The organism is Staphylococcus condimenti, assembly GCF_001618885.1.
GTDB lineage: Bacteria > Bacillota > Bacilli > Staphylococcales > Staphylococcaceae > Staphylococcus > Staphylococcus condimenti.
The window spans coordinates 1,537,678-1,559,269 of sequence record NZ_CP015114.1 but is presented as its reverse complement, the minus strand read 5'-3'; the positions used below and the strand labels follow the sequence as shown (position 1 = coordinate 1,559,269).

Here is a 21,592-nt window from a genome sequence, read left to right as displayed (position 1 = left end):
ACTTTCTATCACTTGATAATTTCACCTTGATTTATTCGGTAAAGTTTTGCATGTTTCATAATTTCGTGGTCGATACCTTCAACAGATGTTGTTGTAACAAATGTCTGCACCTTATCTTGAATCGTACTAAGCAGGTGAGTCTGACGGGAGTCATCTAATTCACTCAATACATCATCCAGTAATAAGATAGGGTATTCGCCTACTTCAATATTGATTAATTCGATTTCAGCCAACTTGATAGATAACGCTGTCGTACGCTGCTGACCTTGTGATCCGTATGTTTGCGCATCCATTTCATTAACCTTAAAACCCAAATCATCACGGTGAGGACCATAAAGTGCCACACCGCGTTCTATTTCGCGTTCCATATTGTCTTGTAAAAGCTTTTGTACTTCTTCGTAAAGCTTTGCTTCATCCGTTTCTTCTGAAAGTTTTAAACTCGGTCTGTATTCAAGATCCAAAGTTTCACGTTCATCAGTAATGCTTGAATGAATCGGTTTTGCTAGTGTTTCCAATTCATTGATGAAATGCGCGCGCTTTAACGTAATTTTCAGCGCATACTCTGCAAATTGCTGATTTAAGACTTCTAACATCGTGCGATCTGTCTTCTGCTTCATTTGCATTTGTTTTAAGTAATTATTCTTTTGTTTCAAAATGCGCTGATATTGAGACAAGTCATTTAAATACACTGCTGAAATCTGACCCAATTCCATATCGATAAATCTTCGGCGTACTTGCGGCGATCCTTTAACGATATTGAGGTCCTCTGGGGCAAAAAGAACAACATTCAAGTGTCCGACATATTGTGTCAGACGATGTTGTTCTAAGTGATTTACTTTAACCTTCTTGCCTTTTTTAGTTATAAACATCGTCAGCGGCATCTTGCCATGTCTATAACTCAGCTCACCTTCTATTTTAGCATACTCAGCGTTAAAACGTATGAGCTCTTTGTCATTTGAAGTACGATGACTTTTAGCCAGTGCAAGTGTGTAAATTGATTCGAGCAAGTTGGTTTTGCCTTGTGCGTTTTCTCCAATCAAAATATTGACGTCAGGATGGCAGTCCAACACAACTTCTTCGTAATTTCTATAATTTTCAAGCTGGAGTGCAGTTAGTTTCATTGGTCACCTTGTTGAGCAATTACAAATGAACCAACTTCAGGAATGTCGATTTGATCACCATCTTCTAGTTTTTTGCCGCGACGTGTTTCGTGTTCGCCGTTCAAATAAACATCAAATTCTTTTAAGAACCATTTTGCTTGTCCACCAGATTCAATTATCCCTTCAGTTTTCAAAAATTGTCCTAAAGTAATTTCACCTTCAACCATGATTTTTTCAACCAATTTACTCACTCCATTTCTTTATAAGGTCATTAATATATTATACCTTTTTTTGTCATAAATTTCATGTATTAGAGCCTAGTTTCTAGGTAGTTTTACATATAATTTTCAACTTCTTGCAGAAAATGTAGATTTAACACAAGCCATAACAGAATTTTGCATTTTAAAAGGTGTCATTGATTTTTGATTTAAAGACGATATTTTTATCCAATAAATAAATTTAACGCGTTCAGCGTTCTCTGAGACACTTTAAAATTGATTTTTGTCTTTAATTTCAAAATGATTCAGCCTAAAAAATAAAATAAGCAGAAACCCGAGTTGGATTTCTGCTTATTTTTAAATGATGTCACCTTTTATTTTGGCAAATTAATATGTTCTGATTGGAAGAATTAATTGAACAACCGAATCGTCATCTTTCGGTTTTAAAGTAAATGGTTTCATCGTACCGAAGAATTCAACTTCAACTTCGTCGCTGTCGATTGCTTTTAATGCATCCATCATGTATTTAGAGTTGAATGAAATTTTTAAGTTGCTGCCTTCAACTTCATTGGCATTCACATCTTCTTTTACCGTACCGATTTCAGGTGAAGTAGAAGAAAGTTCAACTTCTTCATTACCAGTACTTAATTTAATAACGTTATTGCCGCCTTCACGTGCAAGTAGTGATGCACGATCAATAGCATGATAGAAATCGCTGTTGCTCATCTCAATTTTTGTTTCATAGTTTTCAGGGAACAAACGAGATGTATCTGGATAATGTCCTTCAAGCAAACGTGAAATGAAATTAATGTGTCCGACTTTGAATAACACTTGGTTAGAAGCAAAGAAAATATTGATGTCATCTTCAGAGTCAGAAACGATTTTGTTTAACTCAGCTAATGCTTTTCCTGGAATGATGACATTTTTGTTATCAATGTCTTCGTCTTCTAATTTTAATTTTCTTACAGCTAAACGATGTGAATCTGTAGCAGTGCATATTAATTCATTATCTTGAATCAACCAGTTCACACCAGTTAAAACTGGCCGTGTTTCTGAGGTGGACACAGCGAAGTTTGTTTGTGCAATCACGTTTTTCAAGACTTTAATCGGTAATTGGATAGCATCATCTTGTGAAACCTGCGGCAATAATGGATATTGGTCTGGATCTAAGCCGCTTAAGTTAAATTCAGAATGACCTGATGTGATTAAAGTTTGGAATTGTGCATTTGTTGAAAGTTTAACATCTTTTCCTGGTAATTTTTTAATGATATCAACAAAGAAACGACCAGGAAGTACTACTGAACCTGTCTCTGAAATAGTGACAATGTCTTCGCCATCAACTTGTTTTGGTATTGAAATTTCAATTGAGATTTCTGAATCTGATCCTGTAAGAATCACTTCATCTTCTTTAGCGTCGATTTTAATACCTGTCAAAATAGGTAATGTTGTTCTTGGTGAAATTGCTTTTAATGTGTCGTTTAATTGGTTTATGAAATAATCTCTTCGAATCGTGAATTCCATCATTTTATTAAACTCCTTCCAGTCGTTTATAAATTAATTATATAGGTTTTAAAACCGTAGTAATAGTAGTAGGGGCTGTGGATTAGTGGATAACTCGAAAAAACCCTGAAATACGAAGTTATTCACATGTGGATAAACTGTGCATGGTGTGTATAACTTTTTAACATTATCCCCAACCTGTTTTTATTGACTGTCATATAACAGTTTCTGATTTCCACTCAATTTTACCCCGTTTTTTAGTAAAACATTTAATTTGTTTACTGATTTCGAATTTCTTTTTCTAAATTTTCTACTTCTTGTTTAAAAATAGAGTCTTCTGACATATCTGTTTGAATTTTCATATGTGCATGAATCACAGTTGTATGATCACGGCCTCCGAATTCTTCTCCGATTTTCGGAAGTGAAAAATCAGTAAGTTCTCGAGAAAGATACATTGCTATCTGTCTAGGATAAGCAATTGATTTGGTTCTTTTTTTCGCAGCAAAGTCTTCAAGACGCACATTGTAGTATTGGCCTACCACTTTTTGAATGTCTTGAATTGTTATTTTTTTGGATTTTGGAGTTTGAATAATATCTTTCAATGCTTCAGCAGTCAGTTCAGTTGTGATCGCTTCGTTTTGTAATCTTGAATAGGCGATAACTCTTGTAAGTGCGCCTTCTAATTCACGAATATTGGATTGAATTTGATTCGCAATATAAGTGAGTGATTCAAGCGGAATATCCACATCTTCTTCTTCTAACTTTTTCTGTAAAATCGCCATTCTTGTTTCATAATCAGGTGGTGTGATGTCTACGATAAGTCCCCATTCAAAACGTGAACGCAGACGATCTTCTAATTTTGCGATTTCTTTTGGTGGTCGATCACTTGAAATGACGATTTGTTTTCCAGTTTGATGCAAGTCATTGAAAGTATGGAAAAACTCTTCTTGTGTTTGTTCTTTGTTTTGGATGAATTGAATATCGTCGATTAGGAGTACATCGATATTACGATATTTTTCACGGAATTGCTCTGTTTCATTGTCACGAATAGATTTAATGAATTCATTTGTAAATTTTTCACTTGATGTATAAATCACTTTTGCATCGTGATTATTTTCTAAGACATAATGTCCGATTGCATGCATCAAATGGGTTTTTCCTAAACCTACGCCTCCATAAATAAAGAGCGGATTGTAGGCTTTAGCTGGCGCTTCAGCTACTGCAAGACTTGCAGCGTGCGGGAAGCGGTTGCCCGGGCCGATGACAAAAGTTTCAAATGTATTATGTACATTAAATTGATCTTCGCTGCTGTTTTGAGGCGTTTGAACATCGGGTTTAGCTTCAGATTTTGCTTTTGCAGAATCTTTCACTTGCTTGTCTTCAGTCAAATCTTTTTGAATTACGAAATTAGGCACCAATTTTGTGCCGATTGCTTTTTCAATTAAATCAGCAATGATATCGGTATATTGCTTCTTTAAAAAATCTTGAACAAAATTTGATTCAACCAAAATAATAGCTGTATTTTCTTGGATATCGATTAATTCCGTTTTTGGCGGCTCAAACCAAGTGATATAGCTAATAGGGGTCAATTCATTCTTTGCTAATTCCAGAACTTTGTCCCAAATTTCTTCTTTAGACATATAAACTCCATCTTTCTATAAAATTTTTTAGACTTATTCACAAAATCACACCCAGTGGATAATCAAGTACACAGTATGTTAATAATTATCCACAAGTTAATCACAATCGGTGGATAACTTTGCTTAAATCTTAATTACACACAGGAAAATTGTTGATAAATAACCATACTAAATTGAGTCCTGCCAAAGTTTAGAGGACTTATCCACATAATTATACTTATTAACAAACTTTCCTGTCAAACCTATGTGGATATGTTGTTTTTATGTGTAAGAGTCTGTGTATCGTAACATATTTATCCACAGAATGTCACGTTTATATTGTGTATAAGTGGATAACTTTATTGAGAGATGACACTTAAAATGTACTTGCTTTATAAGGTTGAATTTGTTATATTTTAGTAGTTGCTTGAAATATGACTAAGATATTTATTAATTTAACTAAGCGAGGAAGAACTTTTAAATGTTCCAACCTCTCAACGACACCGTAGATTCATGCGGAGCAGCTTGGCAGAAAGTCTGTAATATCTCAGTTATATATAAATAGGCTGAAGATGCAGATCTTTTTCCAAGAAATCTCATTAATGTAAATGTGAGAAAGCGACTATAAATGAAAAGAAGAATCAATATGGAGGTGTTTTTACATGGTAAAACGTACTTATCAACCAAATAAACGTAAACACAGTAAAGTTCATGGTTTCAGAAAACGCATGAGCACTAAAAACGGACGTAAAGTATTAGCGCGTCGTCGTCGTAAAGGCCGTAAAGTTTTATCAGCATAAGATCACTGACCTATCAGTGGTCTTTTTTTTGCTTTAAATCATAAAAAAGAAGATTGAGTTGGAACATTTTAAATATGACCCTTAAACTGTAAAGGTGAAATGCAGGGTAGGGGAGTTAAATACGAAAAGAACATATAAGTGAGTGATGGAAGTGGAAAAAGCATACCGTATTAAGAAGAACAGCGATTTCCAAGCGATATATAGAAGAGGAAAGTCGGTAGCAAATCGCCAGTTTGTTATTTATATGATGCCGGATAAGGGATTGACTCATTTTAAATTAGGTATTAGTGTTTCAAAGAAGCTGGGTAATGCTGTGACGCGCAATCGTATCAAAAGAGCGATCAGAGAAAATTTTAAAGTACATAAAGATGATATATTGCCTAGAAATATTATTGTCATTGCCAGACATCCTGCTAAAGACATGACAGTACTCGAAATACAAAAAAGCTTAGAACACGTTTTAAAAGTTGCAAAATTATTCAATAAGAGAATAAAGTAGACATACCGAAGTCTTAGGTTAGACAAACGTAAGACTAACTTAAAGAAATTCGAACACATATGTAGCAATTTACATTAAAAGTCTTTACAATTATATAGTTAGAAAATTAAGCAGAGGAGGCGAAGCAGCATGATGGATTTAGATACAATTACAAGTATCTCCACTCCGATGGGTGAGGGTGCAATCGGTATTGTCAGATTATCTGGTAAAGAAGCTGTTGAAATAACGGATAAGTTATATAAAGGAAAGAAACCATTAGCCGAGGTTGAATCACATACAATTAACTACGGACATATCGTTGATCCTGAAACCAATGAAGTGGTAGAAGAAGTTATGGTATCTGTGCTGCGGGCACCGAAAACATTTACAAGAGAAGATATCGTTGAGATTAATTGCCATGGTGGTATTTTAACAATTAATCATATTCTAGAATTGACGATGTCATATGGCGCAAGATTGGCTGAACCTGGTGAATATACAAAACGTGCTTTCTTAAATGGCAGAATTGATTTATCACAAGCAGAAGCAGTCATGGACTTTATCCGTTCTAAGACAGACCGGGCGTCTAAAGTTGCGATGAATCAAATCGAAGGTCGCTTGAGTGATATGATTAAACGCCAGCGTCAATCTATTTTAGAAATCTTAGCCCAAGTTGAAGTGAACATTGATTATCCGGAATATGATGATGTTGAAGATGCGACAACAGAGTTCTTATTAAAGCAGTCTAAAGAGATTAAAGAAGATATTGATAAGCTTTTAGCAACTGGAACTCAAGGCAAGATTATGCGAGAAGGGTTGTCTACTGTTATTGTAGGTAAGCCGAATGTAGGTAAGTCTTCGATGCTTAATAATTTAATTCAAGATAACAAGGCGATTGTTACAGAAGTAGCCGGTACAACAAGAGATGTTTTAGAAGAATATGTTAATGTACGCGGTGTACCTTTACGTTTAGTAGATACTGCAGGCATTCGCGAAACTGAAGATATCGTAGAAAAAATCGGTGTAGAACGTTCAAGAAAAGCATTGAGCGAAGCAGATTTAATCTTATTTGTACTTAACTATAATGAAAGTCTTACAGAAGAAGACCGCAAATTATATGAAGTCATTAAAAATGAAGATGCGATTATCATTGTAAATAAAACTGACCTTGAACAACATTTAGATTTAGATGAAGTGAAATCTATGGTTGGAGATATGCCAGTGATTGAAACTTCAATGTTGAAACAAGAAGGTATTGATCAATTAGAAGAACAAATTCGCGACTTATTCTTTGGTGGAGAAGTGCAAAACCAAGATATGACATATGTTTCCAATTCAAGACACATTTCTTTATTAAAACAAGCGCGTAATGCGATTCAAGATGCAATAGATGCAGCAGAAGCGGGTGTACCGATGGATATGGTACAAATTGACTTAACAAGAACTTGGCAAATATTAGGAGAAATTATCGGAGAAAGTGCAAGTGACGAATTGATTGATCAATTATTCAGTCAGTTCTGTCTCGGAAAATAATAGGGAGGTCAAAAAATGAGTTTGGATTATGATGTAATTGTCATTGGCGCCGGACATGCCGGAATTGAAGCAGGATTAGCTTCTGCAAGACGCGGTGCTAAAACATTAATGCTGACAATTAACTTAGATAACGTTGGATTTATGCCATGTAACCCATCAGTGGGCGGTCCAGCTAAAGGTATTGTAGTACGTGAAATTGATGCACTTGGCGGCCAAATGGCTAAGACAATTGATAGAACACACATTCAAATGCGTATGCTGAACACAGGTAAAGGTCCAGCAGTCCGTGCATTGAGAGCACAAGCAGATAAAGTGTTATATCAAAAAGAAATGAAACGTGTGTTAGAAGATGAAGAGAACTTGCACATTATGCAAGGGATGGTAGATGATTTAATCATTGAAGATGATGAAATCAAAGGTGTTCGTACAAATATTGGAACGGAATACCGATCTGAAGCAGTAGTTATTACTACAGGTACGTTTTTACGCGGTGAAATCATCTTAGGAAACTTAAAATATTCAAGTGGTCCTAACCATCAATTGCCTTCAGTTACTTTAGCAGATAACTTAAGAGAACTTGGATTTGATATTGTACGTTTCAAAACAGGTACACCTCCGCGTGTTAATGCTAAAACTATTGATTACAGTAAAACTGAAATTCAACCTGGTGACGATGTAGGTCGCGCATTCAGTTTCGAAACAACTGAATTTATTTTAGATCAACTTCCTTGCTGGCTAACTTATACAAATGATAAAACACACCAAGTAATTGATGATAACTTGCATTTATCTGCAATGTATTCAGGTATGATTAAAGGTACAGGCCCTCGTTATTGCCCTTCAATTGAAGATAAATATGTACGTTTCAACGATAAACCACGTCACCAATTGTTCTTAGAACCAGAAGGTCGCGATACTAATGAAGTTTATGTTCAAGGCCTCTCTACAAGCTTGCCTGAACACGTACAACGTGAAATGCTTCAAACGATTGAAGGTCTAGAAAAAGCAGACATGATGCGTGCAGGTTATGCCATTGAATATGATGCGATTGTACCAACGCAATTATGGCCGACTTTAGAAACTAAGAAAATTAAAAACTTATACACAGCGGGTCAAATCAATGGTACATCAGGTTATGAAGAAGCAGCTGGTCAAGGTATTATGGCTGGTATTAATGCTGCCGGCAGAGTGCTTGGTACTGGTGAAAAAGTATTAAGTCGTTCAGATGCTTACATCGGTGTACTTATCGATGATCTTGTAACAAAAGGTACAAACGAACCTTACCGTTTATTAACTTCTCGTGCAGAATACCGTTTATTATTACGTCACGATAATGCTGATTTACGTTTAACTGATTTAGGTCATGAATTAGGTATGATTTCTGATGAACGTTATGCACGTTTCAACGAAAAACGTGATCAAATCGAAGCGGAAATCAATCGTCTTACTAATATTCGTATTAAACCAAACGAACATACACAAGAAGTAATTAAATCACGTAATGGTTCACCGCTTAAAGACGGTATCTTAGCTATCGAATTATTACGCCGTCCTGAAATGGATTACCAAGCTATTTTAGATATTTTAGAAGAAGACCATCAAATTCCAGCAGATGTGGAAGAACAAGTGGAAATTCAAACAAAATATGAAGGCTATATCAATAAATCATTGCAACAAGTTGAAAAAGTAAAACGCATGGAACAGAAAAAAATCCCGCATGATTTGGACTATAGTAAAATTGACAGCTTAGCAAGTGAAGCAAGAGAAAAATTGGCTGAAGTTAAACCGTTGAACATTGCACAAGCTTCACGTATCTCAGGTGTTAACCCTGCAGATATTTCAATTTTACTTGTATATTTAGAACAAGGTAAACTTGAAAGGGTGAAATAGATGAGTGTTGAGTGGCTGGCTGAAAAGCTTCAAGAACATGATATAACATTAAATGATAAACAAAAGCAGCAGTTTCAAACTTACTATGAAATGCTTGTAGAGTGGAATGAAAAGATGAACTTAACAAGTATTACTGATGAAGAAGGCGTTTATTTAAAGCACTTTTATGATTCAATCACAGCAGCATTTTATATTGATATGAATCAGGAATTGAGTATTTGTGATGTCGGCGCAGGTGCCGGCTTCCCAAGTATTCCTTTGAAAATTGTATTTCCACAATTAAAGGTGACGATTGTAGATTCATTAAACAAACGTATTCAATTCTTAAATCATCTTGCTGATGCATTAGATCTGCGCGGAGTCAGTTTTGTTCATGAACGTGCAGAGAACTTCGGCAATACCAGAGGAGACAACCGGGAGTCTTATGACATCGTAACAGCACGAGCTGTAGCGCGCCTTTCAGTATTAAGCGAGTTATGTCTGCCTTTAGTGAAAACAGGCGGCCACTTTATCGCGATGAAATCTTCTAAAGGTGAAGAAGAATTAGAAGAAGCTCGATTTGGTATTGGTGTGTTCGGTGGAAGAGTAGAAGCGGTTGAAACATTTGAATTGCCTGGTGATGCAGGAGAACGTCAAATGATTATTATTGAAAAACGCAGTAAAACACCGAAAAAGTACCCGCGAAAAGCAGGTACACCTAATAAATCTCCTTTACTAAAATAGAAATAAATATTAGTATATAAGTATATTTAGAGGGAGAGAATGGACAATGAAAAAGCCTTTTTCTAAACTTTTCGGTTTAACAAATAAAGACGAAGATATCACAGGCTATACAGAAGAAGAACGTAATAATAATGTTGAATCCATTCAAATTGAGCGCATTGTACCGAATCGATATCAGCCAAGACAAGTTTTTGATCAAAATAAAATTAATGAACTTGCTGAATCCATTCAAGAACATGGACTGCTTCAACCCATTGTCGTGCGTCCGATTGAAGAAGGTATGTTTGAAATCATTGCAGGAGAACGTCGTTTCCGAGCATTGAATGCTAATCAAATGGCATATGCGGATGTTATCATTCGTGAAATGACAGATGAGGAAACTGCTGTTGTAGCATTGATTGAAAATATTCAACGTGAAAATTTATCAGCTGTTGAAGAAGCTGAAGCGTATCAAAAGTTATTAGAACTTGGAGATACAACGCAAAGCGAATTAGCACAAAGTGTCGGAAAAAGCCAAAGTTTTATTGCTAATAAATTACGCTTATTGAAACTTGCTCCTAAAGTAAAGCAGAAACTTTCTGAAGGAAAGATAACAGAACGCCACGCTAGAGCATTACTCAGCTTAACTTTCGAACAACAAGAAGAAATGGTTCAAACGATTATCGATCAGCATTTGAATGTTAAACAAACAGAAGCAAGAGTGAAAACACTGGTTGGTCCTGAAAAGGTAAAAGCCAAACCATTCCAATTTGCTAAAGATCTAACAAATGCACGCGAAACACTTCAAAGCAGCTTAGATAAAATAGAACAAAGCGGTATCCATGTAGAACAAAAAGAACGTGATCATGATGATTACTTAGAAATAAAAATAAGAGTTTATAAACGTTAAAAGTCATTCGCTATTGTGCGAGTGACTTTTTTTAAATTGTTTTAAAAAACTTAAATAGAAGTATACAATATGTCCACCCCTTTATATATAATAAGAGTGTATGTTAATTAAACAAAAAGGGAGAAAAAGGACAAACATGAAAATCAAACACTTATTTTCTGCTACAGCAGCACTTACTATTTTATTAGCAGGTTGCGGTTCACAAGAAAAATCAGACAACGATACTAAGCATGAAGAAAAGACTAAAAAAGACGATAATCAAAAAACTGAGAAAAAAGAATCAAATTCAAATTCAACATCAAACTCAACTAGCAAAAATCAATCTAATGAAAATTCTGAATCGAAAAAAGAATCAAACTCAAATGTTAAACCTGTAAGTCAACTTACGCCTCAAGAAAAAGTCGCTTTGGCATTATATGCACCTAAATCAGCTGAATTTACAGTCACTCCTAGTGAGTTGCTGAATCATAGTTATGTTCATAAAGGGAACGGAGGAGACACTCAACGTTCAATTCAACAACTTTCTTTACCTAAAGCTAGTCCAGATATGATTCCAAATGCACCTTCAAATATGAAGTTTTACGCTACTCCATATGATTCAAGAGGGCCTTTTGCTTTAGTGGTTGGTATCAGTGATACACAAGTATTGATTTCAGGCACACAAGGGATTAACCCGTATCAACATCTAGTAAATATGGGCGGATTATATGATGTTAAAGATCTTTATAACCAATATAAAGATAAAAATTTCCAACAAGTAGCAAATCTTATAACTTTTACAGAATCATCTGAACCTGCACCAAAAGAAAGTGACTCAAGTAATGACAGCGAAAGTGAAAGCAATTCTTCAGATTCTGGAGAAAAAGTAACACGTGCTAATGTGATTGATAAAGTAGAGGATTATGAAGGCCATAATTTAGATACAAGCACTTATACGTACAAAGAGCCTGAACAAAAGAGTGATGGAAGCTGGGGCTTCTCATTTGTGGATAAATCAGGCAATCTTGCAGGATCATATATTGTTCATTCAGATGGATCAGTAGAAAAATTTGATGCTAAAGGCCAACCTGAATAGGAGGACAACAACAGATGAAATTGAAGTATTTGTTTGCTGCTTCTGCAACTTTAACCCTCTTACTTTCAGGATGCGGACATAGTGACAATAAATCATCAGACAGCAAAGAAGACACTAAACAAGAAGCACAGCATAAAGAAAACAAAACTTCTGAAAAGCAAACCGATAAAGAAGGGTTTTCAGAAAAGAATAGCGAAAATGACAATTCCGGATCAGAGAAAACATCTGATAATATCAAAAGCTTTAATCAACTCACTAACAAAGAAAAGATTGCTTTAGCAATGTTTGCAGTGGGACATTCAAAGTATGCAGAAACAACCGTTTCCGCAGAAGAATTATTAAACCATAGTTATGAGAAATGGGATAGTATGAACAAGGTACAAGAATCAATCCAAAATATTAAATTCCAAAGAACATTTGACGGGCAAGTACCAGGACAGCCTTCTAATATGGATGTTTATGAGTCATATGAATCAAAAGGCAACTATCTTACGATGATGGCTATGACAGATTCACAAATCATTATTATGCCTGAAAAAGGAACAAATACGTATCAACAATTATTGGATTACGGTGCAATCTATAACCTTAAAGACTTGTATGAAAAATATAAGGATAATCCAAACTTTTCTAAAGTGGTAAATATGATTTCGATTAGTGAAACACCTGAAGTAGGAACAAGCAGCAAGTCTGCTTCTTCTTCTGAAAGCAACACAAAAGAGAGCACAAGTTCAGGCGGTACAGTAACACGTGCTAATGTGATTGATAAAGTGGAAGACTACGAGGGTCATAAATTAGATACAAGCACTTATACGTATAAAGAACCTGAACAATTAGAAGATGGCAAGTGGGGCTTTTCATTTGTAGATAAGTCTGGCAACCTTGCAGGTTCTTATATCGTTAATTCAGATGGGTCGGTAGAAAAATTCGATGCTAAAGGCCAACCTGAATAATATTTATAAAACTCTGCAGTTTATTTGCTGCGGAGTTTTTTTATAGGTCAGTCCTATAATTGAAAAATGTCAGAATTTTTAGTACAATGAAAGGCGTTAATTACATTAATCAAACTTATCAAGAGAAGCAGAGGGAATTGGCCCTATGAAGCTTCAGCAACAGAAGGTTATTTAGACTGACCTCACTGTGCTTCATCCAACAAGTACAACTTGAAAGATAGGTGCATATACATAGTCAGCTATATGTTGCTTATACAGTGACATATAGCTTTTTTTGAAACAAGTATGATGTATCTATCAAAACAAAGGGGGACTATGAATGGTAATGTCAAGAAGGTTAGCGAAGATACCAGATAGTTATTTTGGAAAAACAATGGGAAGAAAGATTGAACATGGACCGCTTCCTCTCATCAACATGGCAGTAGGTATTCCGGATGGGGAAACGCCTAAAGGAATTGTCGATGAATTTGCAGATGCTTTGCGTGTTCCTGAAAACCAGAAATATGGAGCGTTCCATGGAAAAGAAACATTCAAACAAGCGATTGTCGATTTTTATCAACGTCAATATGGCGTTGAATTAGATAAAGATGATGAAGTATGTATTTTATACGGTACTAAAAATGGTCTGGTAGGCTTACCGAACTGTATTGTAAATCCAGAAGATTATGTGTTGCTGCCTGACCCTGGATATACGGATTATCTGGCGGGCGTTTTATTTGCAGATGCGCATCCCTATGCATTAGAGTTAGAACCTCCGAATTACCAGCCGGATTGGGATAAAGTGCCTGAGGATATCTTGAAACAAACGAAGCTTATCTATTTAACTTATCCGAATAACCCGACAGGCTCTACAGTAACACAAGGAGTGTTCGATGAAGCGATTCAAAAATTCAAAGGAACACAAACTAAAATCGTACATGATTTTGCCTATGCTGCCTTTGGATTTGACCATAAAAATCCGAGCATTTTGCAATCAAAAGATGGAAAGGATGTAGCGATAGAAGTCTACTCACTGTCTAAAGGATATAATATGTCAGGTTATCGTGTCGGATTTGCGGTAGGGAATAAAGATGTTATTCAAGCATTGAAGAAATACCATACACATCACCACGCTGGCATGTTCGGTGCATTACAAGATGCGGCTACTTTTGCTTTAAATAATTATGATGATTTTTTAGAACAACAAAGTGAAGTGTTCAGAAAACGTCGAGATCGCTTGACTGCTATTTTAGATGAAGGTGCTATTCCATATGAACCTATGACAGGCGGTATATTCTTATGGTTAAAGACACCTGAAGGTTATACTGGAGAACAATTTGTGGAATTCCTATTACAAGATCGGTCTATATTAGTTGCGCCAGGTATTCCATTTGGCGATAATGGCAATCATTATGTACGTGTTTCTCTTGCATTAGATGATGAACAATTAGATGAAGCAGCGAAGCGGTTAAAATCACTTAGCACTATGTATAAAAAATAACTGTAAATTAATACCAAACAGTTTAGGCGGTTTAGCCACATATTATAATTATAAGAAGTTACAAAAGGTGCTATTATATAGGTGTAATAAAAAACACTCAGACGTCCTGGTAAAGAAGACTGAGTGTAAAAATGTTAGGCGTATGGTCTGAGCCATATTCTACCTTAGGCTTATTGAAATAGTCGATTATGTTCTCAGCATAATCGGCTATTTTCATTGTCTTCTTTAACAATAAATAAGCAGCGACTGTTAAAGTCACTGTGCAAACTACTTTGAAAGTTACAAAAACACAACGAAAAAATGAGAGGCGAGACAACAAAAGTTGTTTCATCTCTCATTTTTTTTACTACATATAAATTTTAGAAATAATCTTCAAAAAAATAGAACACTGGATTTACGGCTACAACACACACGGGGTGGTGGGAGGTGCTGCCGTATATCCAGTGTCTTCTTTTTATAATTAGTAAAAGGAGTTAGGTTATTGCCGTTTATCGGGAAGTGGCAATAAATGAAATTCAGTATATATCCTTATCGGGTGAAGATATATACCAGATAATGAAAAGAATGTTCTTAATCGGGTTTAAGAACAATGGCGATTCATGCCCCAATTCCTGTGGACCCAGGGCATGTAGCCGATATGTTTATTTTAATCATTTCACTCATAATGGCTGCAGTTAATGGATGATCGCTTGTCCATTACTGCTTTTCTGGAGTGATTGCAAATGCACGGACAGGGAACCCAGGTGCATCTGCAGGTTTAGGGCTGATTGTATAAATCACTGCCCCTCTTTCAGGGAGTTGATCAAGATTTGTTAATAATTCGATTTGGAACGTATCTTGGCCTAATACATAACGCTCTCCGATTAAGTCGCCGTGTTTTGCGACATCCACAGAAGCATCTGTATCAAAAGTTTCATGTCCTACTGATTTAACACCGCGTTCTTCAAGTAAGAATTGTAATGCATCTAATGCCCATCCAGGAGCATGAGGATTGCCCTCAGCATCTTTATTCTCAAATTGTTCAACGTTCGGCCAGCGTTTTGACCAATCACTGCGGAACGCAACGAAGGAATCGGGTTCAATGCGGCCGTGCTGGTCTTCCCACTCTAATAAATCTTGACGTGTAAGACGAAAGTCAGGATTTTCCGCTACTTCTTTAGAATAATCAAGCACGATAAGGGGCAATACGAGTTCTTTTAAATCGAGCTCATGTAAATAACGTTTATGTTCTACAAAGTGGATAGGTGCATCAATATGTGTGCCATATTGTGTCGCAACACTCCATCTTTGAACGAAAAACCCATCTTCAGGTACTGTACTGATCGTATCGATATATGCTTCTTCTAATGCGCTGAAATGTGGACTCTTTGAATCAAATGTATGCGTCAAATCGACCCATTTATTTTCTTTCAAAGTTTTCAGCTGATCCCATAAAGGATAACTCATCATAAACACCTCGCTGCTGCTGCATTGTTGTTTTTGTTAAAAATAATAAATACTTAAAAGATTGATTTTTAAGAGATAAATCGGCGGGATATATCTCATATTATTGAGTTTAGCAGCATGATTAGGGGAAGGAGAGACCTAATCATGCACTGCTCAACTCAATTTCTTTTGGCTTATGCTGTTTCTTGGCCTTGTTCTTGGCGTAATTTTTTAACGGCTGATACTAAGACAGATAATGCTTCTTTTACTTGGTCTTCATTACGTGTTTTCAAGCCGCAGTCTGGGTTTACCCAGAATAATGAACGGTCGATTTCTTGCAATCCGCGGTTGATTGCAACTGTGATTTCTTCTTCAGTCGGGATACGTGGACTGTGAATATCATATACACCTAATCCGATACCTAAATCATACGTAATATCCTCAAAGTCTTTAATTAAAGCACCGTGGCTTCGAGACGTTTCGATTGAGATAACATCTGCATCTAAATCGTGGATAGTATGAATGATTTCGCCGAATTGAGAATAGCACATATGCGTATGGATTTGCGTAGCATCTGCCACTGATGATGTTGCTAATCTGAATGAACGCAATGCTTGTTTCAAGTACTCTTCATGATATTCTTTGCGAAGCGGCAAACCTTCACGTAATGCTGGTTCATCTACTTGAATAACTTTGATACCCGCATCTTCTAATGCTAATACTTCTTCATTAATCGCTAAAGCGATTTGATCTTGTACTTCTTGGCGTGGAATATCTACACGTTCAAATGACCAGTTCAAGATTGTAACTGGACCTGTCAGCATACCTTTTACAGGGTGGTCCGTTAAGCTTTGTGCATAAGCTGTTTCTTCCACTGTGATTGGTTTTGTCCATTTAACATCTCCATAGATAACTGGCGGCTTAACAGCACGAGAACCATAAGATTGTACCCATCCGTATTTAGTAACTAAGAAGCCTTGTAATCTTTCGCCGAAGAATTCAACCATGTCGTTACGTTCGAATTCACCATGTACAAAGACATCTAAGCCGATATCTTCTTGGATTTGAATCCAGCGTGCAATTTCATCTCGCAAGAATTGGTTGTACTCTTCATCGCTGATACGGTGGTTTTTCCAATCTGCACGTTTCTTACGCACTTCTTTTGTTTGTGGGAATGAACCGATTGTTGTTGTTGGCAGCTCAGGTAATTTTAAGCGTGCATCTTGAACTTTTTTACGTTCAGGGAATGCTGATTCACGATGTGTACGTACGCTGTCAAAGTCATATTCAAGATTTTTGAATGCTTGATTTTGGAAATGTTCATATTGTGCTTTCAGTTGATCGTATTTCTCTGAATCTCCATTATTGATAAGACGTTTTAAAGCGTCTAATTCATCTAGTTTTTCAGTCGCAAAGCTTAAACCTTCTTCAATTGTTTCATCTAAAACTTCATCATCTAAAGAAACTGGTACATGAAGTAAAGAAGAAGACGGTTGGATGACTAACTCGTCTGTATATTGTTGTAATTCTTCAATTAAATCTTTTTTAACTTCGATATCTGCAGCCCATACATTACGGCCATCGATAATACCTGCATATAATGCTTTATCTTTAGATAATTTACCGTCTCTGATTTGTTGTAAGTTCACACCGCGGTCATGAACGAAGTCTAAACCAAAGCCTTTAACTGGTAAGCTGTTTACAAATTCTAAATCTACATGTTCGAAGTAAGTTTGGATAACTAATTTGTCTGCTAAGCCTGCTTTTTCGAAGTAGTTGTAGACATGACGTGTAATGTCTTCTAACTCTTTCGCATTGTCTGTAACTAATACAGGTTCATCAATTTGGATATATTCCGCACCAGCATCTACTAATGATTGTAAGACTTCTTTGTATAATGGCAGTAAAGTTTCGACTTTTTCTTCAAATGATTGATCTCCGCCGCGTGATAATTGTACAAATGATACAGGTCCTAAAATCACAGGGTGTGCAGGGACATTAAGTTGTTGTGCAAATTGGAATCTTTCAAGTAATACATTACGATTCAATTTTGGTTGTGCATTATCCCATTCAGGTACGATGTAGTGATAGTTTGTGTTGAACCATTTGATTAAAGCACTTGCGACATGTTCTTTTGTACCGCGTGCGATATCAAATAGTAAGTCATCATTGACTTCTTGACCTTGGAAACGTTCTGGGATGATGTTGAATAATAAAGATGTATCAAGTACATGATCATATAATGAGAAATCTCCAACAGGTACACTGTCGATATTATAGTTCTTTTGTAATAAAAGATTTTCTTTATGCAAGTCGTTTAATGTTTCTGTTAATTCATCATAGTTTGTTTTGCCTGCCCAGTAACTTTCGATTGCTTTCTTCCATTCTCTTTTGCGTCCTAAACGTGGGAATCCGATATTAGCTGTTTTAATTGTCATATTATTGCCTCCTGATTACTTTCGGTTTTAGTTTTAAAATAAGTTGCAAGTTCTAGTGAATAATCTACTTGTTCAAATGGTGTGATGAGATATAAGCCATTAAAGTGTTTTGTGACTTCATCTACTAACCTTCTACAAATTTTTAAGCTCAATTCTTTTGTTTTTTGTTTATCATCTTTAACTGCTTCAAATTGCTCTAATACATCTTCTGGCAAAGTAATACCAGGTACTTCATTGTGTAAAAATTGTGCGTTCCTGTAACTTGTAATCGGCATGATACCGATAAAGAACGGTGAATCTAAATGTGCTGTTTTTTCAGCGATTTCTTGGATTTTCTCAACCGTATAAACAGGTTGAGTGATAAAGTAATTCATACCGCTGTCTAATTTCTTATCCAAACGCCGCACTGCTGCTTCCATCTTGCGGACATTCGGGTTGAATGCGCCAGCGATGTTGAAATTAGTGGTAGTCTTTAATGCGCCGCCGTCGATGTTCAATCCTTGATTGAAACGGACAGCTAATTCTGTTAATCCTTTAGAGTTCACATCGTATACGTTAGTAGCACCTGGCAGGTGACCGACTTTTGAAGGATCGCCTGTAATCGCTAAGATTTCGTTGATGCCTAACAGTGATAAACCTAGTAAGTGGGATTGGAGTCCGATTAAGTTTCTGTCTCGACATGTGATGTGCACTAAAGGTTCGATATTATAATTTTGTTTGATAATACTTGCTGCAGCGATATTGCTGACACGTACTGTGGCTAAAGAATTGTCAGCTAAGGTAATCGCATCTACATTGGCTTTATCAAGTTTTGTTACATTGGCAAAAAATTTAGTTGTATCTAAGTGTTTCGGTGTATCAAGTTCTACAATGACAGTAGGACCTGATTTTACTTTTGTAGTTAAGTTATCTTTTTGAACCGGAATGGAAGGGTGATTGCTTTTGCGTCTGATTGGAATCACTTTCTTCTCATTAATCGGTTCTAATCCTTCGACGGCTTCTTTTATATAATGAATATGCTCTGGTGTGGTACCGCAGCAACCGCCGATCAAGTGCACCCCTTCTTTTACAAGTGACTTCGCAATTTTTCCAAAGTACGATGCATTGTCGCTGTACTTAATAGAAGAATTTTCAAAATCAAGCAAGCTTGCATTCGGATAACATGATAATAATGCATGTTGCGGAAGTTCAATATGTGTAAAAGATTGCTGCATATGATGTGGGCCATGATGGCAATTCAAACCGATGACGTCTGCACCTTCTGCTTCCACTTGTTTGAGTGCTTCGTTAATTTCAGTACCATCTTGCAGATAATTCGTATTTGAAGCGGTAAGTTGTGCGATAACGGGAATATCGTACTTTTTCTTCGTCGCTCTGATGACTTGCAAGAGTTCATTCAAATCATAGTAAGTTTCAAATAATAATGCATCTACGCCTTCATCAATGAGCGTTTCAATTTGAATATCTGTATGATAAAGAATTGTCGATAGCGATAATTCATTTTGTTTAACACCTTTGAAACCACCTACAGTACCTAAAATAAAGGTGTTTTCATTGGCTGCTTTTTTAGCAATTCTTACAGCCGCACGTGTAATGTCTTTCACTTGGTGCTCCAATCCGAATGTTTGGAGTTTTTCAAAGTTCGCACCGTAAGTATTAGTTTGAATGACATCAGCACCTGCTTGAATGTAAGAGCGATGGATTTGTTCGATTTTTTTCGGGTGTGTTATGTTATAAGCTTCGGGACAAGTATCGATCCCTTCGGAGTAAAGAATCGTTCCTATTGCACCGTCAGCTACTAAGACGTTCTCTTTCAAAGTTTGTAGAAATCGGCTCATAGTATGCTTCCTCCAATGCTGCTTCAAAATCTGCAATCAATTCGTCAGGGTCTTCTAATCCAACACTTAATCTCAATAAATCAAATGTAATACCGCGTTCATTACGTACATCTTCAGGAACTGAAGCATGTGACATTGTTGCTGGATGAGAAACAATTGTTTGAATACCGCCTAAGCTGACTGCGATTTGAGGTATTTTCAATGCTCTTGCGAACTCAGGTACTTTTTCAGGGTCGCTTAGTCGGAAGCTTAATACTGCACCGCCATTTTCAGCTTGTTTTTTATTGATTTCATCATTTCCTGGGTAATAAACTTCTGTAATTTCTGGGCGTGTTTTTAAGAATTCAACAATTTTTTGTGTGTTTTGTACGGATTGATTCCAACGTACATGTAATGTTTTCAGATGTTTTGTCAGTGTCCAGCTATCTTGTGCTGATAATCCACTGCCTAACGTATTTTGGATAAATCTTAATTGTTCTGCTGCTTCTGCGTTATTAGTCACCACAATACCTGCGATTAAATCGCTGTGTCCGCTTAAGAATTTAGTAGCACTGTGGCTTACGATATCAGCGCCTAATTCTAAAGGTTTTTGTGATAATGGTGTTAAGAAAGTATTGTCGACAGATAACAATAAGTTATGTGCTTTCGCTACATCTGCGATAGCTTTGATGTCTGTCACTTTAAATAATGGATTTGATGGTGTTTCAATATGGATCAGCTTTGTGTTTTCTTTAATCGCTTTTTCCACTTCTTCAGGTTTTGTGGTATCTACAGTTGTCACTTCAATATTTAATCCTGGTAAAAACTGTGTACATAAACGGTACGTTCCGCCGTAAACATCATTAGGGATGATAAGATGATCTCCGCTTTCTAGTAAGAAGAAAACTGCTGAAATTGCACCGATGCCTGAGTTGTAGGCGATGCCGTATTCTGCACCTTCAAGTGCTGCAATTTTTTCTTCAAGTACTTCACGATTCGGATGACCTGATCTTGCATAATCGTACGATACTTCTGATCCAATTAATTCTGTTGGGAAAGTTGAAGAATCGTATAATGGCGGGTTGGCTGCTAAAATGTGTGGGAATTGATGGTGCTTGATTAAATTTGTTTCTGATGATAGTGACATAAATAAACACTCCTTTAGTTATTGAGATTGCTTTTGGCTGCGGAAGTTCTGGAACTAAGGAGGGAAGCTGACCACGAAAAAAAGCTTCCGTCCTTTAAACCCGAAATAAATCGGATGTAAAGGACGAAAGCTTGTGCTTCGCGGTACCACCTTAATTCGCTGCTTTATTGCTAAAGCAACCTCTTCCAGTACGCTAAATCTGTCTATGGCTCCAATACTGAAATAAGGCCCGCTATTATAATTATCAGCAAGTTGCTGTATGATTTAAAATAACGTTTCGTCATCCAGTACGCCATTGTGCAAAAATGTTAATACTGTAGCGCTGTAACGGGCGCCCCCGTTGATGCCTCATATCGACACCACCACTCCAAGGCCATTTTCAAACTTTCTTTCTGCGCCTCCTTTCAGCGGTCAGAGGCTCTCTGTGCCAGCAGTGTAAGTTCTACTTTCCTTATTATCGTGTTTAGGAACGATATTCAATTGTTCAACTTAGTGTAAAAAGATTTG

General features: G+C 36.4%; 17 protein-coding genes, 1 riboswitch and 1 other annotated feature. Of the genes, 9 read left to right on the top strand and 8 right to left on the bottom strand.

Going from position 1 to position 21,592, the window contains the following annotated elements; translation table 11 throughout:
- Positions 1–8: 8 nt before the first annotated feature.
- The 4 genes from recF to dnaA form a co-directional block, all read right to left on the bottom strand.
- Positions 9–1,121 (bottom strand): DNA replication/repair protein RecF, encoded by a 1,113-nt coding sequence (recF, locus tag A4G25_RS07835; RefSeq protein WP_047131987.1) that lies wholly within the window; start codon positions 1,119–1,121, stop codon positions 9–11.
- Positions 1,118–1,327 (bottom strand): S4 domain-containing protein YaaA, encoded by a 210-nt coding sequence (yaaA, locus tag A4G25_RS07830; RefSeq protein ID WP_237651542.1) that lies wholly within the window; start codon positions 1,325–1,327, stop codon positions 1,118–1,120. Before yaaA ends, recF begins: the two co-directional genes overlap by 4 nt.
- A gap of 378 nt (positions 1,328–1,705) precedes the next feature.
- Entirely contained in the window at positions 1,706–2,842 is a 1,137-nt protein-coding gene (gene dnaN / locus A4G25_RS07825; protein ID WP_082107857.1) for a DNA polymerase III subunit beta, read from the bottom strand.
- 254 nt (positions 2,843–3,096) lie between these two features.
- Positions 3,097–4,458, bottom strand: coding sequence for a chromosomal replication initiator protein DnaA (gene dnaA, locus A4G25_RS07820; RefSeq protein WP_047131985.1), 1,362 nt, complete (start codon positions 4,456–4,458; stop codon positions 3,097–3,099).
- A gap of 641 nt (positions 4,459–5,099) precedes the next feature.
- On the opposite strand from dnaA, the gene rpmH reads away from it, so the two are divergent.
- From rpmH to A4G25_RS07775, 9 genes are all read left to right on the top strand, one after another.
- Positions 5,100–5,237 (top strand): 50S ribosomal protein L34, encoded by a 138-nt coding sequence (rpmH, locus tag A4G25_RS07815; protein WP_000240855.1) that lies wholly within the window; start codon positions 5,100–5,102, stop codon positions 5,235–5,237.
- A gap of 151 nt (positions 5,238–5,388) precedes the next feature.
- Entirely contained in the window at positions 5,389–5,736 is a 348-nt protein-coding gene (gene rnpA, locus A4G25_RS07810; protein WP_047132150.1) for a ribonuclease P protein component, read from the top strand.
- Between the two features lie 132 nt (positions 5,737–5,868).
- Complete coding sequence (gene mnmE, locus A4G25_RS07805) at positions 5,869–7,248, top strand: tRNA uridine-5-carboxymethylaminomethyl(34) synthesis GTPase MnmE (RefSeq protein ID WP_103163114.1); 1,380 nt, start codon at positions 5,869–5,871, stop codon at positions 7,246–7,248.
- A 15-nt stretch (positions 7,249–7,263) separates the two neighbouring features.
- Entirely contained in the window at positions 7,264–9,138 is a 1,875-nt protein-coding gene (gene mnmG, locus A4G25_RS07800; protein ID WP_047131983.1) for a tRNA uridine-5-carboxymethylaminomethyl(34) synthesis enzyme MnmG, read from the top strand.
- Positions 9,139–9,861, top strand: coding sequence for a 16S rRNA (guanine(527)-N(7))-methyltransferase RsmG (gene rsmG, locus A4G25_RS07795; RefSeq protein ID WP_047131982.1), 723 nt, complete (start codon positions 9,139–9,141; stop codon positions 9,859–9,861). It abuts the gene before it with no gap.
- Positions 9,862–9,907: 46 nt separating this feature from the next.
- A complete protein-coding gene (gene noc, locus A4G25_RS07790; protein WP_047131981.1) occupies positions 9,908–10,750 on the top strand; it encodes a nucleoid occlusion protein in 843 nt (280 codons plus the stop codon).
- Positions 10,751–10,886: 136 nt separating this feature from the next.
- Positions 10,887–11,825 (top strand): hypothetical protein, encoded by a 939-nt coding sequence (locus A4G25_RS07785; protein ID WP_047131980.1) that lies wholly within the window; start codon positions 10,887–10,889, stop codon positions 11,823–11,825.
- 14 nt (positions 11,826–11,839) lie between these two features.
- Positions 11,840–12,778, top strand: coding sequence for a hypothetical protein (locus A4G25_RS07780; protein ID WP_047131979.1), 939 nt, complete (start codon positions 11,840–11,842; stop codon positions 12,776–12,778).
- A gap of 112 nt (positions 12,779–12,890) precedes the next feature.
- Positions 12,891–13,002, top strand: a riboswitch (SAM riboswitch).
- Between the two features lie 95 nt (positions 13,003–13,097).
- Positions 13,098–14,258 carry an aminotransferase class I/II-fold pyridoxal phosphate-dependent enzyme gene (locus A4G25_RS07775; RefSeq protein ID WP_047131978.1) on the top strand — a complete coding sequence of 387 codons (1,161 nt, stop codon included), beginning with the start codon at positions 13,098–13,100 and terminating at the stop codon, positions 14,256–14,258.
- Positions 14,259–14,954: 696 nt separating this feature from the next.
- On the opposite strand, the gene A4G25_RS07770 is transcribed toward A4G25_RS07775, so the two are convergent.
- The 4 genes from A4G25_RS07770 to A4G25_RS07755 form a co-directional block, all read right to left on the bottom strand.
- On the bottom strand, positions 14,955–15,707 hold the full coding sequence (locus tag A4G25_RS07770; protein WP_047131977.1) for a cyclase family protein: 753 nt from the start codon (positions 15,705–15,707) through the stop codon (positions 14,955–14,957).
- Positions 15,708–15,877: 170 nt separating this feature from the next.
- The gene (gene metE / locus A4G25_RS07765; protein WP_047131976.1) at positions 15,878–18,121 is read right to left on the bottom strand and encodes a 5-methyltetrahydropteroyltriglutamate--homocysteine S-methyltransferase; all 2,244 of its coding nucleotides are present in this window, start codon (positions 18,119–18,121) and stop codon (positions 15,878–15,880) included.
- The gene (locus A4G25_RS07760; protein WP_047131975.1) at positions 18,118–19,959 is read right to left on the bottom strand and encodes a bifunctional homocysteine S-methyltransferase/methylenetetrahydrofolate reductase; all 1,842 of its coding nucleotides are present in this window, start codon (positions 19,957–19,959) and stop codon (positions 18,118–18,120) included. The genes metE and A4G25_RS07760 overlap by 4 nt, the downstream gene beginning before the upstream one ends.
- Complete coding sequence (locus A4G25_RS07755; protein ID WP_047131974.1) at positions 19,913–21,085, bottom strand: trans-sulfuration enzyme family protein; 1,173 nt, start codon at positions 21,083–21,085, stop codon at positions 19,913–19,915. The genes A4G25_RS07760 and A4G25_RS07755 overlap by 47 nt, the downstream gene beginning before the upstream one ends.
- Positions 21,086–21,201: 116 nt before the next feature.
- Positions 21,202–21,552, bottom strand: a binding site (T-box leader).
- Positions 21,553–21,592 lie beyond the last annotated feature (40 nt).

Excerpts from the sequence above, each read along its gene's own strand:
- recF (WP_047131987.1), bottom strand. The coding sequence starts at position 1,121 with ATGAAACTAACTGCACTCCAGCTTGAAAATTATAGAAATTACGAAGAA.
- yaaA (WP_237651542.1), bottom strand. The coding sequence starts at position 1,327 with ATGGTTGAAGGTGAAATTACTTTAGGACAATTTTTGAAAACTGAAGGG.
- dnaN (WP_082107857.1), bottom strand. The coding sequence starts at position 2,842 with ATGATGGAATTCACGATTCGAAGAGATTATTTCATAAACCAATTAAAC.
- dnaA (WP_047131985.1), bottom strand. The coding sequence starts at position 4,458 with ATGTCTAAAGAAGAAATTTGGGACAAAGTTCTGGAATTAGCAAAGAAT.
- rpmH (WP_000240855.1), top strand. The coding sequence starts at position 5,100 with ATGGTAAAACGTACTTATCAACCAAATAAACGTAAACACAGTAAAGTT.
- mnmE (WP_103163114.1), top strand. The coding sequence starts at position 5,869 with ATGGATTTAGATACAATTACAAGTATCTCCACTCCGATGGGTGAGGGT.
- mnmG (WP_047131983.1), top strand. The coding sequence starts at position 7,264 with ATGAGTTTGGATTATGATGTAATTGTCATTGGCGCCGGACATGCCGGA.
- rsmG (WP_047131982.1), top strand. The coding sequence starts at position 9,139 with ATGAGTGTTGAGTGGCTGGCTGAAAAGCTTCAAGAACATGATATAACA.
- noc (WP_047131981.1), top strand. The coding sequence starts at position 9,908 with ATGAAAAAGCCTTTTTCTAAACTTTTCGGTTTAACAAATAAAGACGAA.
- A4G25_RS07785 (WP_047131980.1), top strand. The coding sequence starts at position 10,887 with ATGAAAATCAAACACTTATTTTCTGCTACAGCAGCACTTACTATTTTA.
- A4G25_RS07780 (WP_047131979.1), top strand. The coding sequence starts at position 11,840 with ATGAAATTGAAGTATTTGTTTGCTGCTTCTGCAACTTTAACCCTCTTA.
- A4G25_RS07775 (WP_047131978.1), top strand. The coding sequence starts at position 13,098 with ATGGTAATGTCAAGAAGGTTAGCGAAGATACCAGATAGTTATTTTGGA.
- A4G25_RS07770 (WP_047131977.1), bottom strand. The coding sequence starts at position 15,707 with ATGATGAGTTATCCTTTATGGGATCAGCTGAAAACTTTGAAAGAAAAT.
- metE (WP_047131976.1), bottom strand. The coding sequence starts at position 18,121 with ATGACAATTAAAACAGCTAATATCGGATTCCCACGTTTAGGACGCAAA.
- A4G25_RS07760 (WP_047131975.1), bottom strand. The coding sequence starts at position 19,959 with ATGAGCCGATTTCTACAAACTTTGAAAGAGAACGTCTTAGTAGCTGAC.
- A4G25_RS07755 (WP_047131974.1), bottom strand. The coding sequence starts at position 21,085 with ATGTCACTATCATCAGAAACAAATTTAATCAAGCACCATCAATTCCCA.